Genomic DNA, 17062 nt, shown 5'->3' with positions numbered 1-17062 from the left:
GGCGCGGGGTGGCGGCGCGGGGTGGCGGCGCGGGGTGGCGGCGGGGTGGCGGGGCGGGGCGGCGGGCGCGGCGGCGGTCAGGCCCGCCGGGCCCGGCGGCGGAACGACGACGGCGTCTCGCCGGTGAGGCGCGCGAACTGCCGGGTGAACGACGGCTGGTCGTAGAACCCGGTGGCCGCGGCGACCTCGGCCAGCGGCGTCGTCGTCTCGGCCAGCAGGTGCGCCGCCCGGTCCACCCGCGAGCGCAGCACGAGCTGGCGCGGGGAGAGCCCGAACACGCGCCGCACGCGCCGCTCGAGCGCGTCGGGGGAGCAGCCGGCCAGCGCCGCCAGGTCGGCCACGGTCAGCGGCGCCGACGGCGTGGTGTCCAGGTGGGCCTGCACGCCCGCCACGAGCCGGCTCATCGCGTCCATCGTGGCGTCGTCGGCGTCCTGGGAGCGCAGGTCCTGCGAGACCGACACCAGCCCCACGACGGCGCCCCCGGGCGTGCGCACCGGGAGCTTGGAGGTGAGGAACCAGCCCGGCGCGCCGCCCGAGCGGCGGATGAGCTCGAGCTCGCCGCGCAGCGGGCGGCCGGTGCGCAGCACCTCGGCGTCCTGGGCCTCGTAGCGCTCGGCGAGGTCGGGCACGAACAGGTCGCGGGCGCGGCGCCCGACGACGCCGCGCCGGGAGCGCTCGTGGGTGCGGCGCACGAAGACCTCGTTGACCAGCACGTAGCGGCCGGTGGCGTCCTTGGCGCAGAACATCACCGCGCTCAGCTCGTCCATGAGCGCCACCATGGCCGGGGACAGCGCGGCCAGCAGGGCCTCGGCCTCCGGCCACGTCGCGTTGTCGGATTCCCGTGCCATGGCGGGGCCAACCGTACAAGACGAGCGGGCCGCGGCAGGGGCACCCTGGCCCCATGAGCACCATGACCACGAACCCCGGCCCCGGCGCCGGGGCGGGCCGCCCGGGCCACGAGCCCGCGCCGGCCCCGGGCCCTGCGCCCCGCCCGGCCGACCTCGTCGACGACGCCGTCGACCTGGCCCGCCGCTGGGCCGCCGCCTCCACCGCCGAGGGCGGCCCCACCACCCGCGCCGACCGCCGCGCCCGCGCCGACGCCGAGCGCCTCGGCCGGCTCGTCGCCGACCCGGCAGGCCTGCGCCTGGCGCTCGGCTTCGTCGACGACGTCGCGCGCCCGCAGGACGTGCGCGTGGCCGCCAAGGCCCTCGCCGGCCTCGGCGCGCGCGCCGGCGACGCGAGCTTCCTCGGCGCGGTCGACCGCACCCTGTTCCGGGTGGGCGCCCGGATGGCGCCCGCCCTGCCGTCCGTCGTGGTGCCCGCCGCGCGCGTGCGGCTGCGCCAGCTCGTCGGCCACCTCGTGGCCGACGCCGGCGCAGGCCTCGGCAAGCACCTGGCCCGCACCCGCGCCGAGGGCTACCGCCTCAACGTCAACCTGCTCGGCGAGGCGGTGCTCGGCGAGGACGAGGCCCGCGCCCGGCTGCAGCGCACCATCGACCTGGTGCGCCGCCCCGACGTCGACTACGTGTCGGTCAAGGTGTCCTCCGTCGCGGCGCAGCTGGTGACCTGGGACCTCGAGGGCAGCAAGGCCCGCGTCGTCGAGCGCCTGCTGCCGCTGTACCGCGCGGCGCGCGACCACGGCGTGTTCCTCAACCTCGACATGGAGGAGTACCGCGACCTGGCGCTGACCACCGCGGTGTTCACGGAGATCCTCGGGCGCGAGGAGTTCCGCGACCTCGAGGCCGGCATCGTGCTGCAGGCCTACCTGCCCGACGCGCTCGGCGCGCTCGACGGGCTCACCGCCTGGGCCACCGAGCGCGTGGCCGCCGGCGGCGCGCGCATCAAGGTGCGCCTGGTCAAGGGCGCCAACCTCGCGATGGAGCAGGTCGAGGCCGAGGTGCACGACTGGCCGCAGGCGCCGTACACGTCCAAGGCCGACGTCGACGCCAACTACCTGCGGGTGCTCGACGCCGCGCTGACCCCTGAGCGCACCCGCGCGGTGCGCCTGGGCGTGGCCTCGCACAACCTCTTCCACGTCGCCCTGGCCGTGCTGCTGGCCCGGGGCCGCGGCGTCAGCGAGGGCATGGACCTCGAGATGCTGCAGGGCATGGCCCCCACCGAGGCCCGCGCCGTGCGCGCGGAGTTCGCCAAGGACGGCGGCCACGTCGTGCTCTACACACCCGTGGTGCGCGACGAGGACTTCGACGTGGCCATCAGCTACCTGGTGCGCCGCCTCGAGGAGAACGCCGCCGAGCAGAACTTCCTGCACGCCATGTTCGCCGACGCCGGCGGCGGCACCGGCATGGGCACCGACCCGATGGGCCGCCAGGAGCAGGCGTTCCGCGCCGCCGTCGGCGCGGCCGTCCCGTACGCGCCCGAGGCCGTGGCCCCGCGCCGCCGGCCGAACCCGGCGCTGCGGCCCGGCGCGTCCGACGGCGCGTCCGACGGCGCCTCCGACGGCGCCTCCGACGGCGCCTCCGACGGCGCCTCCGCGGCGGAGCTGCCCGCGCCGGGCACGCCGTTCCGCAACGCCGCCGACACCGACCCGGCCGTCGCCGAGCACCGCGCCTGGGCGCAGCGCGTGGTGGGCCCGGACTCCGGCCACGGCCCGGTCCAGGCGCCGGCCGTGGCGAGCACCGCGGAGATCGACGCCGCCGTCGCCCGCGCCGTCGCCGCCCAGCGCGCCTGGGCCCAGGTCCCCCCGGCCGGCCGCGCCCGCGCCCTGCGCGCGATCGCCCGCCGCCTCGAGTCCCGTCGCACCGACCTCGTGGCCGCCATGGTGCACGAGGCGGGCAAGACCGTCGCCGAGGCCGACCCCGAGGTCAGCGAGGCCGTCGACTTCGCGAACTTCTACGCCACCTGTGCCGAGGCGCTCGAGCAGGTCACCGGCGCCACCTTCACCCCGGACGGCGTCACGCTCGTCACCCCGCCGTGGAACTTCCCGGTCGCCATCCCCACCGGCGGCGTCGTCGCGGCGCTCGCGGCCGGCTCGGCGGCGCTGGCCAAGCCGGCGCCGCCCACGCCGCGGTGCTACGAGATCGCGATCGAGGCGACCCGCGCCGGCCTCGCCGACGTCGCGGCCGGGCTCGGCCTGGCCGACGACGTCGTCCGCGACGTCGTGCAGTACCTGCGGGTGCCCGACGGCGACCTCGGCCGCCACCTCGTCACCCACGAGGACGTGGCCCGCGTGGTGCTGACCGGCTCGATCGAGACCGCCGAGCTGTTCGCCTCGTGGCGGCCCGAGCGGCCCGTGCTGGCCGAGACCAGCGGCAAGAACGCCGTCGTCGTGACGCCGTCGGCCGACCTCGACCTCGCCGTGGCCGACGTCGTCAGGAGCGCCTTCGGCCACGCCGGCCAGAAGTGCTCGGCAGGCTCGCTGGTCATCCTCGTCGGCTCCGTCGGCGACCCGACGACCACCACGGGCGAGCGGTTCCGCCGCCAGCTCGTCGACGCCGTGCGCTCCGTGGCGGTCGGCCCGGCCACCGACCTGGCCACCGTCATGGGCCCGCTCACCGAGCCGGCCGAGGGCAAGCTGCTGCGCGCCCTGACCTCGCTCGAGCCGGGGGAGTCCTGGCTGGTGGAGCCGCGCCGGCTGGACGCCGAGGCGGAGCGCGCGGGCCTGGAGCCCGGGCGGCTGTGGACGCCGGGCCTGCGCGACGGCGTCGCGCCCGGGTCGTTCTTCCACCTCACCGAGGCGTTCGGGCCGGTGCTGGGCATCATGCGCGCCCGCGACCTCGACGAGGCCATCGCCCTGCAGAACCAGGTCGCGTTCGGCCTCACCGCCGGCCTGCACTCCCTCGACGACGACGAGATCGCCGCGTGGTGCGAGCGCGTCGAGGCCGGCAACCTCTACGTCAACCGGCACATCACCGGCGCCATCGTCGACCGCCAGCCGTTCGGCGGGTGGAAGGCCTCGGCCGTCGGCCCCGGCGCCAAGGCGGGCGGGCCGAACTACGTGGCCCAGCTCGGCACGTGGTCCGACGCCGCGCCCGTCCCGTCGCGGGGCTCCGACCCGGCCGGCTGGCTCGCCTGGGCACAGGCCGACGACGCGCGCGTGTGGGCCGCGGACCTCGGCGTCGGGCACGACCCGTCCGGGCTGCGCGCGGAGGAGAACACGTTCCGCTACCGGCCCGTGGACCGGGTGACGGTGCGCGTCGGCGACGGTGCCCTGCCGGTCGAGGTGCAGCGCGTGCTGGCCGCGGCCCGGACCGCGGGCGTGCCCGCCGTCGTGGTGCCCGGGTCCGACGCCGGGTGGGGCGTGCCCACGCGGGCGCCGGTGTCGCACGCGGACTTCGCCGCCGCCGTCGCGGAGGGTCGCGTCACCGGTCGGGTGCGGGTCGTGGGCGCCGCCCCCGGGCTGCGGGAGGCGGCCGCGCACCGGCTCGGCACGGTGACCGTGATCGACGGGCCGGTCCTGGCCAGCGGGCGGCGCGAGCTGCTGACGTTCGTCCGCGAGCAGGCGGTGAGCCGCACGCGCCACCGCTACGGCCACGTGCGCGACTGACGCCGCCGCGGGGCGGCCGGCCGGCCGCCCCGCCACGGGGAGGAGAAGAGGGTGGTCGAAAGATCACCCTCTTCTCACCCTGGCGAGCGGGAACTCGCTCGCGGGCTACGATGAATGGGCCATTCACGATCGGTGGCGTCGGCACGGTAAGGTCTCCCGGCCGCCGGCCTCCGGCGGCAGCACGCACCACGTGAGGAGCCCCCCCGCATGCAGCTCATGCGCCGCAGGTCGATCGAGGCCACCATCGCCTCGTCCGACGAGCCCGAACGCCACCTCAAGCGGACCCTGGGGGCCTGGGACCTGGTCGTCCTGGGCATCTCGGTGGTGATCGGCGCCGGCATCTTCTCGAAGGCGGCCCAGGTCTCGGCCACGCAGACCGGGCCGTCCGTCGTCGTCTCGTTCGTCATCGCCGGCGTCGTCTGCGCGCTCGCCGCGCTGTGCTACGCCGAGTTCGCCTCGCACATGCCGGTCGCCGGCTCGGCGTACACCTTCTCGTACGCGTCGATGGGCGAGCTCCTGGCGTGGATCATCGGCTGGGACCTGATCCTCGAGATGTTCTTCGCCGCGGCCGTCGTGGCCAAGGCGTGGGGCCTGTACCTCGACAACTTCCTGGCGGTGTTCGGGCTCGGCGGCGTGGACGCGAGCGGCGTCGCGTCGGGCATCCACAACACCGTGCACGTCGGCGGCATCACGTTCGACTGGGGCACCGCGCTGCTGATCGCCGTGCTGGCCGCGCTGCTGGCCGCCGGCACCAAGCTGTCGACCCGCTTCACCGGCGTGCTGACGGCGATCAAGGTCGCCATCGTGCTGCTGATCATCGTGGTGGGCTTCGCGTTCTTCAACGCCTCGAACCTCAACCCGTTCGTCCCGAGCCCGGAGTCGTTCGGCGAGTCGACGACGCACGCGACCACGCTCACGCAGACGCTGTTCTCGTTCCTGGCCGGCGCCGAGCTGTCGGTCGGCGGCGTCATGGGCATCCTGGCCGGCGCCGGCACGGTGTTCTTCGCGTTCATCGGGTTCGACGTCGTGGCCACCGCCGCGGAGGAGACCCGCGAGCCGCGCAAGAACGTGCCGCGCGGCATCATCGGCGGCCTGGCGATCTGCACGGTGCTCTACATCCTCGTGTCGCTCGCCCTGTCCGGCATGGCCACGCCGCAGCAGCTGCGCGACGCGACGCCCGACGGCGGCGCCTCGGCCACGATCATCACTGCCTTCCAACTGCAGCCGAACGCGCCCACGTGGGCCACGCAGGTCATCACCGTGGGCATCCTGGTCGGCCTGACGACCGTCGTCATGGTGCTGATGCTCGGCCTGACCCGCATCGTGTTCGCGATGAGCCGTGACGGCCTGCTGCCGCGCGGCATGTCGAAGACCTCCGAGAAGCGCGGCACCCCCGTGATCATCCAGGTCGGCTCGGCCGTGCTGCTGATCCTGGTCACCGCGTTCTTCCCCGTCGACGTGCTCGGCAACATGGTGAACATCGGCACCCTGTCGGCGTTCGTGCTCGTCAGCTTCGGCGTGCCGATCCTGCGCAGGCGCCGCGAGAAGGCCGGCTACGGCAAGGAGTCCGAGGGCTTCCGCGTGCCGTGGTCGCCCGTGCTGCCGATCGTCTCCGGCGTCGCCTGCATCTGGCTGATGCTGCAGCTCGACGTCGAGACCTGGCTGCGGTTCCTCGTGTGGCTCGCGATCGGCTTCGCGATCTACTTCGTCTACGGCTACCGCAACTCCCAGCTGGCCAAGCACCCGGAGAACATCGCCGCGGACTACCGCGAGGCGCTGCAGGAGGCGGTCGGCGTGGAGCAGCCGCGCCGCTGACGTCCGCCCCCCGCGCGACGCCGGCCCGCCGCCGGCACGACGACGGCCCGCACCCTTCACCGGGGTGCGGGCCGTCGTCGTGCGCGGGGGACAGCTAGGCGCTGGCGCCCTCGACGAGCCGCGGCATGAACACCTGCGACGCCGGTGCCCCGCCCGCCATGAGGTCCAGCAGGGCCGACGTGGCGCCGGTGGCGAGCTCGACCACGGGGTTGCGCACCGTCGTCAGGCGCGGCGCGGTGCGCTCCGGGCCGCCGAGGTCGTCGAACCCGACCACCGAGACGTCGTCGGGCACGCGCCGCCCGGCCGCCCCCAGCACGCGCATCGCGCCCTCGGCCATGAGGTCGGAGGCGGCGAAGACGGCGTCCAGGTCGGGGTGCTCGGCCAGGAGCCGCTCCATCGCCGCGGCGCCGCCGGCGACCGTGAAGTCACCCTCCACCGCGGCGTCGGTGGGCAGGCCGTGCGCGCCGAGCTCGATGCGCCAGCCCTCGAGGCGGTCGACGGCCGCCGTCATGTCCAGCGGCCCGCTGATCGTGGCGACCCGCCGCCGCCCCGCCGCCAGCAGGCGCCGGGTGGCGATCCGCCCGCCCTCGACGTTGTCGACGTCGAGGTAGGTGACCGCGCCGTCGAACGGGCGGCCGATGAACACCACGGGCACGGCGTCGACGCGCTCGAGCCGGTCGTCCCGGTGGTGGGAGACCACGATCGCGCCGTCCACGTGGCCGTTGCGCAGGTAGCGCGCGAGGTGGCCGGGCGGCTCGTCGGCGCGGGCGAGCAGCAGCACGAGCTGCATGTCGGTGCCGACGAGGCCCTCGTTGACCCCGACGAGCACGGCCGACAGGAACGGGTCGGACAGCAGCCGCTTGTCCGGCTCGGAGACCACCAGCGCGATCGACTCGGTGCGCCGGGTGACCAGCGAGCGCGCCGCCCGGTTGGGGGCGTACCCCAGCCGGGCGATCGCGTCCTGGACGGCGGTCATCGCCGCGGGGGAGACCCGGGCGCCGCCGTTGATCGCCCGCGACGCCGTCGACCGGGAGACTCCCGCCTCCCGGGCGACGTCGTCGAGGGTGGGGGCGGCGCCGGACCCGGCAGCCGCCCCCGTCAGTGCATCCGTCACCGGATCAGTGTCCACCGCGCCGGTGCTCGCGGCGGCCACGGTCTCGGTCACCGGGCGGGCACGACGCCGGTGCGCGCGACCTGCCCGTACCAGCGGCCGGAGGCCTTCACCGTCCGCTGCTGGGTGGCGTAGTCCACGCGCACCAGCCCGAACCGCTTGCTGTAGCCGTGCGCCCACTCGAAGTTGTCCATGAGCGACCACGCGAAGTAGCCGCGCACGTCGGCGCCCGCGTCGACCGCCGCCCGCATGGCGCGCAGGTGCGCGTCGATGAAGGCCAGCCGGTCCTGGTCGTCCACGAAGCCGTCGGCGTCGGGCACGTCCTCGTAGGCCGCGCCGTTCTCCGTGACGTACAGGGCGACGCCGCGCGGGCCGGTGTAGTCCTGCTGCAGGCGCAGCAGCAGGCGGGTGAGGCCCTCCGGCTGCACCTCCCAGCCCATCGCCGTCGTCGGCAGGCCGCGGGAGCGGTGGTGCACGCCCTCGGGGACCGGCGTCGGCGGCAGCAGGGTGCGCACCGGGGCGCCCGCCTCCTGCTCGCGCACGCCCTGCGGGCGGTTGGCACCCGCGGCCGGCCCGCCGTCCGGCGCGGGGTGCCCGGACAGCGCCCCGCCGTTGTAGTAGTTGACGCCCAGGGCGTCCAGCGGCGTCGAGATGACCTCGAGGTCGCCGTCCTGGACGAGGTCCGCCAGGCCGTACGGCTCGAGCAGCTCGAGCACGTCGGGGGCGTAGGCGCCGGCGAAGACCGGGTCGAGGAAGAACCGGTTGAAGATCGCGTCCTCGCGCCGCGCGGCCTCGACGTCGGCCGGGTCGCTCGGGTCGACCGGGTCGGCCACGGTGAAGTTCAGCGTGATGCCGAGCGTCGCCTCCGGGTCCGCCTCGCGCAGCGCCTGGGTCGCCAGGCCGTGGGCGAGCAGCAGGTGGTGGCCGGCCGCGACGCCGTCGGTGCGCGACTGGCGGCCCGGGGCGTGCTCGCCGCCGGTGTAGCTGAGGAACGACGAGCACCACGGCTCGTTGAGCGTGGTCCACACCCGCACCCGGTCGCCCAGCGCGTCGTGGACCGTCATGGCGTACTCGGCGAACCGGTAGGCGGTGTCGCGGTTGGTCCACCCGCCGGCCTCCTCCAGGGCCTGGGGGAGGTCCCAGTGGTAGAGCGTGAGCCACGGCACGATGTCGCGCCCGAGCAGCTCGTCCACCAGCCGGGAGTAGAAGTCGAGCCCCTCCGGGTTGGGCGCGCCGCCGCCCGGGCGCACCCGCGCCCAGGAGGTGGAGAACCGGTAGGCGCCCAGGCCGAGGTCGGCCATGAGGGCGACGTCCTCGGGGTAGCGGTGGTAGTGGTCGCACGCCACCGTGCCGTCGTCGCCGTTCTTCACGGCGCCCGGCACGCGGCAGAACGCGTCCCAGATCGAGTCCTGCCGGCCGCCCTCGGCGGCTGCGCCCTCGATCTGGAAGGCGGCGGTGGCGGTGCCCCACAGGAAGCCCGGGCCGAACGCGACCGCGTCGGTCGACGCCGGCAGCTCCAGCGGGCGCGAGGGGACGAACGGCACGGTGGTCCCGGTGGCGGGCAGCCGCGGCCCGGGCCGCGGCGTGCGCGCCGCAGCGGTGCTGAGGCCCGCGGCGGGCCGGGCGGCGGTGCGGGGGTCGGTGGCGGTCATCCCTTGACGGCTCCTTGCATGATGCCGGCCACGAGCTGGCGGCCGGTGAAGATGAAGATGACGATCAGCGGCAGCGTCACGAGGAACACGCCCGCCATGACGAGCGAGTAGTCGACGAAGTAGTTCGACTGCAGCGACCGCACGACCAGCGGCAGCGTGGGGTTGTTCTGGTTGAGCACGATGGACGGCCAGAAGAAGTTCGTCCACTGCTGCACGAACGTGAACAGGCCCAGCATCGCCGCCGCGGGCCGGGCCGCGGGCAGCGCGATCGACCAGAAGGTGCGGAACATCGACGCGCCGTCCACGCGCGCCGCCTCGATGAGCTCGTACGGCAGGGCCTCGCCCAGGTACTGCGTCATCCAGAACACGCCGAACGCCGTGACGAGCGCCGGCACGATGACTGCCTGCAGCTTGCCGATCCAGCCGATGTCCGACATCAGGATGTACATCGGGATGACGCCGAGCTGCGTGGGCACGGCCATGGTGGCGATGACGAAGACCAGCAGCGGCCCGCGCCCCCGGAAGCGCAGCTTGGCGAACGAGAAGCCGGCGAGCGTCGAGAACAGGACCACCGACAGCGACGTGAGCACCGCGACGGCCACCGAGTTCCAGGCGGCCTTCCAGAAGTTGATCGCGTCGGAGCCCATGACGTCGGCGAACCGGTCGAACAGGCTCGCGTCGGGCAGCAGCTGGGGCAGCGCGCTGCGCGAGATCTCCTCCGGGGTGGAGGACCCGAGGATCAGGGTGAAGTAGAGCGGGAACACCGAGACCAGCAGGGCGATCCCGAGGATCGTGTACGTGACCCACCGGGGCCGGCGCTGCTGGCCGCCGGTGCTCGGGCGGCGGCGGCGCGCCGCGGCGCGGGCCGCGGCCGGGCCCGCGGTCTGGGCGATGACGGGGACGGAGCTCATCGCTTCCTCCGCTCGGTCGGGCTGGGCTCGGGGGTGCCGGTGTCGGCGGGGAGTGCCTCGGGGACCGTCGCGGCGTCGCCGGCGGCCGCGCGCGGGGCGGCGAGGGCACCCCGGCCGCGTCGGCCACGGCGCTGCGCCCGTGGCGCCGCGCCGGAGGTGGCGATGCGCCGGGTGACCATGAAGTTGATCATCCCGATGACGATGATGATGAGGAACAGCAGCCAGGCGATGGCGGCGGCGCGGCCGAAGTTCTTCTGGTTGCCCCACGCGACGTCGTAGAGGTACAGCACCGTGGTCATCCACTGGCGGTCCGCGCCGCCGAGGCCCTGGGCGTCGTACATGCGCGGCTCGTCGAAGATCTGCAGGCCGCCGATCGTCGAGGTGATGACGACGAAGATGATGGTGGCGCGGATCTGCGGCACCGTGACCGAGAAGAACTGGCGCACCCGGCCTGCGCCGTCGATGATCGCCGCCTCGTACAGCTCGCGCGGCACGGCCTGCATGGCGGCCAGGAAGATCAGCGCGTTGTAGCCGGTCCAGCGGAAGTTGACCATCGAGGCGATCGCCACGTGGCTCGCGAAGGTCTCGGCGTGCCAGCGGACCGGGTCGACCCCGACCAGGCCGAGCAGGGAGTTGATGAGGCCGTACTGGTCGGCGAAGAGGCGGCCGAAGATCATCGACACGGCGACGGGCGCGACGACGTAGGGCAGCAGCACGCCCATGCGCCAGAAGGTCGCGGCGCGCAGGTTCTGGTCGAGCAGCGCGGCGATCACGATCGCGGCGATCACCTGCGGCACCGTCGACAGCACGAAGATCGACAGGGTGTTGCGCAGCGACTTCCAGAACGTCGGCTGCGCGAGCACGTCGGTGTAGTTCTGCAGGCCGACGAAGTCGCCCTGGCCGCCGAGCAGGTTCCAGTCGTACACGGACACGACCGCCGTGTAGACGAGGGGGAACAGGCCGGTGACGGCGAACAGGACGAAGAACGGCGAGATGTAGAGGTAGGGCGAGACCTTGACGTCCCAGCGGCTGAGGCGCTGGGAGAAGCCGACGCGGCGCGGCGTGCGCTCGGTCGGCCCGCCGAGCCCGCGCGAGGGCTGGGTGGGCGAGAGGACGGCCATGGTGGGTTCCTCGGCTGGGTGCGGGGGACGGGGGACGCGGGCGGGGCCGGGGCGGCGTGGCGCCGCCCCGGCCCCGTCAGGTCACAGACCCAGGTCCTGGAAGGCCTGGAGGGTCTTGTCCCACGACGACGCGGCGTCGTCGGTCTTCTCGACGTCGACGCGCTTGATGCCGTCCTGGACGGTGGTGTGGATCGCGAAGTAGTTCGCGCCCTTGAACGGCGCGCCCTCGATGGCCTGCGCGCGGTTGACGAAGATCTCACCGACGGGGGCGCCGTTGAAGAACTCGTTGGTGAAGGACTGCACCTGCTCGGAGCTCTGCGCCTCGATCTGCGAGGGGAACGTGCCGGCGTTCTCGAAGGCGGTGGTCTGCTGCGCCGGGTCGGTCAGCCAGGCGGCGAGCTCCTTGGCGGCCTCGGCGTTCGGGCCCGAGGCCGGGACGGTCAGGAACGAGCCGCCCCAGTTGAGGCCGCCGCCGGGGAAGACGTCGGCGACGTTCCAGCCGGTGACGCCGCCGGAGCGCTCCTCGATCGGGCCGGTCATCCAGGCCGGGCAGATCATCGTCGCGAAGCCGTCGTTCTGGAACGCGGCGTCCCAGTCGCCCGACCACTGCTCGAGGCCCGCGGACAGGCCGTTGGTCGTGGACTGCTCGATGACCGTGTCGTAGATGCCCTTGATCTCGGTGTTGGTCGCCAGGTCCTTGGGCGTGCCGTCCGACTCCTCGTAGGCGTTGTCGATCTGGTTGACCATCGCCTGCGAGATCGACATCGCGGAGTCGTACCACGCGGCGTCGCTCTTGCTCACGAACTGCGCGCCGGCGGCGAAGTAGTCGTCCCACGTCGCGTCCTCGCCACCGAGCAGCTCCGCCACCTCGGCGGGGTCGGTGGGCAGGCCCGCGGCCTCGAAGAGGTCCTGGCGGTAGCAGATCGCGCTCGGGCCGATGTCGGTGCCGTAGCCGATCAGCTTGCCGTCGGGCGTCGTGGCCTGCTGGACCTTCCAGTCGACCCACCGGCCGTCCAGGGCGGGGTCGCTCAGGTCCTCGAACAGGTCGGGGTACTGCATGAGCTCGGGCAGCCAGTCGACCTCGATGGCCTCGATGTCGGCGAGGCCCTCGCCGCCGGCGGCGAGCTTGGTCGTGAGGTTGGTGCGGGCGTCCTCGGACTTCGCCGCCTTGACCTGCTTGACGGTGACGTCCGGGTGCTCCTCGGTGTACTTCGCGAGCAGCTCGTCGGTGTAGCCGAAGTCGTTGAACGTGGCGACGGTGAGCTCGATCTTGCCGCCGGACGAGCCGCCGTCGGACGAGCCGCCGTCGCCCCCGTCGCCCCCGGACCCGCAGGCGGTGAGGGCGAGGGCGAGCGTGGCGGTGCCGGCGAGCGCCATGGCGGCGCGGCGGCGCGGGGTGTGGGTGAGCACGGTGACTCCTTCGTCGATGGGGCACGGCGTCAACGCCGTTCCGGTGTGGTAGCGCTCCCACATCCCTGTGGTAGCGCTCCCACGGTCGGTCGGAAGGATCGTGCTGGGTCTGTGCGTGCGGCAACAAGAGCCCGGCCGTCCTTGTGACGAAGTCGTGACCTTGGCCGTGCGGCGTCGCGCGGCGGTCGGTGGCGGTCAGCGCACGCCGGCGAGCCACTCCCGCCCGGCCTGCTCCTCGGCCGCGAGCGTGCCGCGCAGGGTGCCCGCCGCGGCCTCCTCGACCACGGCGCCGAACAGCGGGACGGAGGCCTTGACCTCGCCCGCGTAGACCTGGCGGGTGCCGCCCTCGGGCAGCGGCTCGAGGCTCACCGTGCCGGTCATGCGCACCGGCGTGCCCGCGATCTCGAGGGCGACGGTGCCGACGCGGCGCTCGCCCGACGGCGCCTCCCAGGCCTCGGCCTGGCGCACCTCGAGGCGCTCGCCCACGAACGGGCGCGCCTGCGCGGGGATCTGGTCGGTCGGCAGCGAGCGGCGCACGACGACGGTGACCGCGCCGTCCGGCGCGGCGTCGACGTCGACCTGCTCGACGGTGCCCGCACCCGTCGAGCGCTCGGCGCGCCAGCGGACGAACGCCTCGTCCGCGAGCATCGCGGCGACGTCCGCGACGGGCGCGGGGTAGGTCTGCTCGACGGTCAGGTGCACGAGCCCTCCTCGTGAGTGCCGGTCCCGGTGGGCGGCACTCTACCTGGGCATCCCGTGGACGGCGCCGGGGGCGGGGTGCCCCGGCACGTACGCTGAGGGCGTGTCCGCCATGAGTGACCTGATCGCCCAGCATGCCGACGTCGACGCCGCCGACAACGAGTGGCTGCACCTCCTCGTCGGTGACTGGCAGGTCGTGTCGGACCTGGCGTTCGCGGACCTGGTGCTGTGGCTGCCGACCCGCGAGGGCGGCTTCGTGGCGATCGCCCAGGCGCGCCCGTCCACCGGGGCGACGGTGCACTACGACGACATCGTCGGGTCGATGGCGCCGGAGGGGCAGCGTCCCCAGCTCGAGGCCGCCCTGCGCGAGGTGCGGGCGCAGCGCTCGCGCGAGCCGCGCTGGTTCGGCGCGTACGCGGTGCGCGAGGAGGCAGTGCCCGTGGTCCACGAGGGCCGGGCGATCGCCGTCCTGGCGCGGCAGACCAACCTCGGCTCGGGCCGCACGCCCAGCCGCCTCGAGCTCAACTACGTCGAGGCCGCCGACGACATCATGGGCATGATCGCCCGCGGGGAGTACCCCTCGGCGAACGGCGCCACGGGCCCGCGCCGCGGCGCCCCGCGCGTGGGCGACGGCCTGATCCGCCTCAACTCGGAGGGCGAGGTGCTGTACGCCTCGCCGAACGCGCTGTCGTGCTTCCACCGCCTCGGCGTCATCGGCCCGCTCGTCGGGCAGTCGCTGGTCGAGGTGACCAGCGGGCTGGTCGAGCACCAGTCGACCGTCGACGAGTCGCTGCCGCTGGTGGTGATGGGCCGAGCGGCCTGGCGCACGGACATCGAGGCGCGCGGCGTCTCGCTGTCGCTGCGGGCCCTGCCCCTGACCGACCAGGGGCAGCGCATCGGCGCGGTGCTCCTGTGCCGCGACGTCACCGAGCTGCGCCGGCGCGAGCGCGAGCTCATGACCAAGGACGCGACGATCCGGGAGATCCACCACCGGGTCAAGAACAACCTGGCCACGGTCGCGGCGCTGCTGCGGCTGCAGGCGCGGCGCATGGACGCGCCGGAGGCGCGCGCGGCGCTGGAGGAGGCGACCCGGCGCGTGGCGACGATCTCGCTGGTGCACGACTTCCTGTCGCAGACGCTCGAGGAGCAGGTGGAGCTCGACTCCATGCTCAAGCGGGCGCTGCGGATGACGGCGGACGTCGCGTCCACCCGCACGGTCGTGCGGACCGTCCAGGAGGGGTCGTTCGGCATGATCCCGGCCGAGGACGCCACCCCGCTGGCGCTGGTGCTCACCGAGCTGGTGACCAACGCCGTCGAGCACGGCTTCCCCGACGGGCGCGAGTCCGGCACCATCCGCATCGTCGTCGAGCGGGACGGCTCGCAGATGCGCGTGGTGGTGGCCGACGACGGCGTGGGGCTCGGCGAGGCGGACATCGCCGAGCTCGGCCGGCAGTCGCGGTCGGGCCTGGGCAACCAGATCGTCCGGACGCTGGTGACCAACGAGCTCGGCGGCAGCATCGACTGGCGCGCCCGCGCCGGCGGCGGCACGGAGGTCGAGATCCAGGTGAAGCTGCGGGACGGCACGCACCGCGGCTGACGCGCGCGGCGGGGCGCCGCGGAGGCCGCCGCCCGCGCCCGGACGCGACGAGGCCCCCGTCGCCAGGGCGACGGGGGCCTTCGTCAGCGGGTCTGTCGGCGCTCAGCCGGCGCGGCGCGCGCGAGCGGTGCGGCGCTTGAGGGCGCGGCGCTCGTCCTCCGACATGCCGCCCCACACGCCGGCGTCCTGGCCGGACTCGATGGCCCACTTGAGGCACGTGTCGACGACCTCGCACCGACGGCAGACGGCCTTGGCCTCCTCGATCTGCAGGAGGGCGGGGCCGGTGTTGCCGATCGGGAAGAACAGCTCAGGGTCCTCGTCCAGGCAGGCAGCCTTGTGGCGCCAGTCCATGTCACTTCTCCTTGGCTCGGGTGCTGCGGCCGCGTCGGGGGAGCGCGCCAGGTCGGCGGCGTCCAGGCACGACGGCCCGCGCTGATGAGGCGCGGAGGGCACAGGACGGCCAGCAGTACAACGGGGTGTGCGGGAACTGTCTTCAAGATTCACACCTGGTGAAGAACCACACAAGAGGTTGCCGACAGATTTCTGTCGGGTAACCCGTGAGGCTTTCCTCACAGTGTCGTGAAACTGCAGGTCGCAGGTATCGTGGCGAGTCATGCCGCACACTGACCAGCCCGGACGCCCCGACGACGATCACGACGGCGACCAGCCTGGCACCGACCGCCGGTCGTCGCCAGGCGGGCTGCGCGCCCTGCTGGTCGGGGTCGTGCTCGAGGCGCTCGTGCTGGCCGTCGCGGCCGTCGTCGTGGCGGTCGAGGCGATCGGCGGCGGCTCCGACTCGATCGGGATGAGCGTGTTCCTCGTCGTCTTCGCGCTCGGCATGGCGTGGGTGCTCCTGGCGGCCGGGCGGGTGCTGCGTGCGGGCCGTCGCGGCGGCCGGTCCGTGATCATGACGTGGCAGATCTTCCAGGCCGTGGTGGCGGTGAGCATGCTGACCTCGGGCACCGCCGGGGCGGTGCTCGGCGGGGCCGCGCTGCTCGCGCTGGCCGTGGCCGTCGCCGTCCTGCTGCTGACGCCCGCCGTCGTGAAGGCCACCACCGACTGAGCCGCCACCGGGCTCAGGGGAGCGCCACCTGGAGCGGGACGGCGACGCCGTCGACCACGAGCGCGCCGCGTCCGGCGTGGCGCACCCCCGGCTCCACCACGTCGTCGAGCGGGCTGGCCAGCACCTCCGCCGACCCGCGCTCGTCCGGGTCGAGCAGCACGCCGGTGCGCCCCGCGCGCAGGAGGGCCAGCAGGCCGCGGTGGGCCAGCAGCGCGTTGGCCGTCGTGCACGCGGCCACGACGACGGCGGCGCCGTCGGCGGCCAGCTGCGCCAGGCGCTCGGCCTCGGCGGGCAGCGCCTGGGCCAGCGCGTCGGCGTCGTCGACCACGAGCAGGGGGCGGCGGTCGTCCGTCGCCGCGAGGCGCGCCTCGCGCCCCGCGCCGGGGGTCGACCCCACCGGGCGGGCCAGGTGCTCGACCACCGCGCGGACGCCGTCGGGCGTCGGTGCGCACGCCGGCGCCGCGTGCGCCTCCGCCCGCAGGGCCGCGGCCCGGGACACCACCCCGACCGGCCGGCCCCGGCGCGCCAGGCCGCGGGCGAGCACGCGCAGCGTCGTCGTGCGGCCGGACCCGCGCGTGCCGGCCACCAGGGCGCCCGCGCCGAGGTCGAGGCCGAGCGGTGCGGCGGCGTCGCCGCCGACGCCCAGCGGCACGGCGGGGCCGTCGGCCGGCGGCAGGTCGGCCAGGCGCGCGACGTCCGGCAGGGGCAGCACCCGCAGCGGAGCGGCGCCCGCCGATCCCGCCGCCGATCCCGCCGCCGATCCCCTCGCCGATCCCGCCACCTGCGGGCCGCCCCCGCCGAGCAGCACCTGGCACTCCACCGGGTCGCCGGACCCGAGCCACACGCCGCGGCCGGGCGCACGGCCGCGCCCGGCGAACGACGACGGCGCGCCGAGCAGCACGTCGGCGTGCGCGTCGGCGGACAGCAGCACGAGCCGGGGGCCGACCCGCGCGCCGAGCCCGCCGACCGACGGCGCGTCGGCGGTGGCGGCGAACGTCGCACCCCCGGCTGCCAGTGCGCCGGCCAGCGGGTCGCGGACGGCGGTGGCCACCGCCGCGCGCAGCGCCTCGACGTCGTCGACCACCACGAGCACCGGCGCGGCGCGGGCGCCGGGCCGCGCGGCCGCCAGCGCGCGCAGGAGCCGGCCCGCGCGCCGCGGGTCGTCCGGGCCGGCGAGCG

12 protein-coding genes and 1 pseudogene are annotated in these 17062 nt (G+C 74.9%); 4 read left to right on the top strand and 9 right to left on the bottom strand.

Annotation, left to right across the window (positions count from 1 at the left end; translation table 11 throughout):
* Positions 1-77: 77 nt before the first annotated feature.
* Positions 78-848, bottom strand: coding sequence for a helix-turn-helix domain-containing protein (locus GSF02_RS16925; RefSeq protein WP_235915653.1), 771 nt, complete (start codon positions 846-848; stop codon positions 78-80).
* Positions 849-901: 53 nt separating this feature from the next.
* Between GSF02_RS16925 and GSF02_RS16920 the strand changes: the two genes are divergently transcribed.
* Together GSF02_RS16920 and GSF02_RS16915 are read left to right on the top strand one after the other, a co-directional pair.
* A complete protein-coding gene (locus tag GSF02_RS16920; RefSeq protein WP_201308974.1) occupies positions 902-4504 on the top strand; it encodes a bifunctional proline dehydrogenase/L-glutamate gamma-semialdehyde dehydrogenase in 3603 nt (1200 codons plus the stop codon).
* Positions 4505-4711: 207 nt separating this feature from the next.
* On the top strand, positions 4712-6319 hold the full coding sequence (locus GSF02_RS16915) for an APC family permease (protein ID WP_159798546.1): 1608 nt from the start codon (positions 4712-4714) through the stop codon (positions 6317-6319).
* A gap of 94 nt (positions 6320-6413) precedes the next feature.
* On the opposite strand, the gene GSF02_RS16910 is transcribed toward GSF02_RS16915, so the two are convergent.
* The 6 genes from GSF02_RS16910 to GSF02_RS16885 all read right to left on the bottom strand — a co-directional run bounded on the left by GSF02_RS16910 (position 6414) and on the right by GSF02_RS16885 (position 13226).
* Positions 6414-7433, bottom strand: coding sequence for a LacI family DNA-binding transcriptional regulator (locus tag GSF02_RS16910; RefSeq protein ID WP_235915652.1), 1020 nt, complete (start codon positions 7431-7433; stop codon positions 6414-6416).
* A gap of 47 nt (positions 7434-7480) precedes the next feature.
* The gene (locus tag GSF02_RS16905; RefSeq protein ID WP_159798545.1) at positions 7481-9082 is read right to left on the bottom strand and encodes a glycoside hydrolase family 1 protein; all 1602 of its coding nucleotides are present in this window, start codon (positions 9080-9082) and stop codon (positions 7481-7483) included.
* The gene (locus GSF02_RS16900; RefSeq protein WP_159798544.1) at positions 9079-9993 is read right to left on the bottom strand and encodes a carbohydrate ABC transporter permease; all 915 of its coding nucleotides are present in this window, start codon (positions 9991-9993) and stop codon (positions 9079-9081) included. Before GSF02_RS16900 ends, GSF02_RS16905 begins: the two co-directional genes overlap by 4 nt.
* Positions 9990-11114 (bottom strand): carbohydrate ABC transporter permease, encoded by a 1125-nt coding sequence (locus GSF02_RS16895; RefSeq protein WP_159798543.1) that lies wholly within the window; start codon positions 11112-11114, stop codon positions 9990-9992. The genes GSF02_RS16900 and GSF02_RS16895 overlap by 4 nt, the downstream gene beginning before the upstream one ends.
* 81 nt (positions 11115-11195) lie before the next feature.
* Complete coding sequence (locus GSF02_RS16890; RefSeq protein WP_408003912.1) at positions 11196-12524, bottom strand: ABC transporter substrate-binding protein; 1329 nt, start codon at positions 12522-12524, stop codon at positions 11196-11198.
* 195 nt (positions 12525-12719) lie between these two features.
* Positions 12720-13226, bottom strand: a complete 507-nt coding sequence (locus GSF02_RS16885) for a DUF2505 domain-containing protein (RefSeq protein WP_159798542.1) — start codon at positions 13224-13226, stop codon at positions 12720-12722.
* A 109-nt stretch (positions 13227-13335) separates the two neighbouring features.
* Between GSF02_RS16885 and GSF02_RS16880 the strand changes: the two genes are divergently transcribed.
* Entirely contained in the window at positions 13336-14820 is a 1485-nt protein-coding gene (locus tag GSF02_RS16880) for a sensor histidine kinase (RefSeq protein ID WP_159798547.1), read from the top strand.
* Positions 14821-14922: 102 nt separating this feature from the next.
* Here GSF02_RS16880 and GSF02_RS16875 read toward each other — a convergent pair whose 3' ends face one another.
* Complete coding sequence (locus tag GSF02_RS16875) at positions 14923-15171, bottom strand: WhiB family transcriptional regulator (RefSeq protein WP_013839539.1); 249 nt, start codon at positions 15169-15171, stop codon at positions 14923-14925.
* 262 nt (positions 15172-15433) lie between these two features.
* On the opposite strand from GSF02_RS16875, the gene GSF02_RS16870 reads away from it, so the two are divergent.
* The gene (locus GSF02_RS16870) at positions 15434-15883 is read left to right on the top strand and encodes a hypothetical protein (protein ID WP_159798541.1); all 450 of its coding nucleotides are present in this window, start codon (positions 15434-15436) and stop codon (positions 15881-15883) included.
* A 13-nt stretch (positions 15884-15896) separates the two neighbouring features.
* On the opposite strand, the pseudogene GSF02_RS16865 reads toward GSF02_RS16870, so the two are convergent.
* A pseudogene (locus tag GSF02_RS16865) lies at positions 15897-17062 on the bottom strand (hypothetical protein); the annotation flags it as partial.

This window comes from Puerhibacterium puerhi (genome assembly GCF_009846865.1).
In the GTDB taxonomy this organism is placed as follows: domain Bacteria; phylum Actinomycetota; class Actinomycetes; order Actinomycetales; family Cellulomonadaceae; genus Puerhibacterium; species Puerhibacterium puerhi.
Note: the sequence above shows the minus strand (reverse complement) of the source record. Positions and strands in the feature narration are given on the sequence as shown.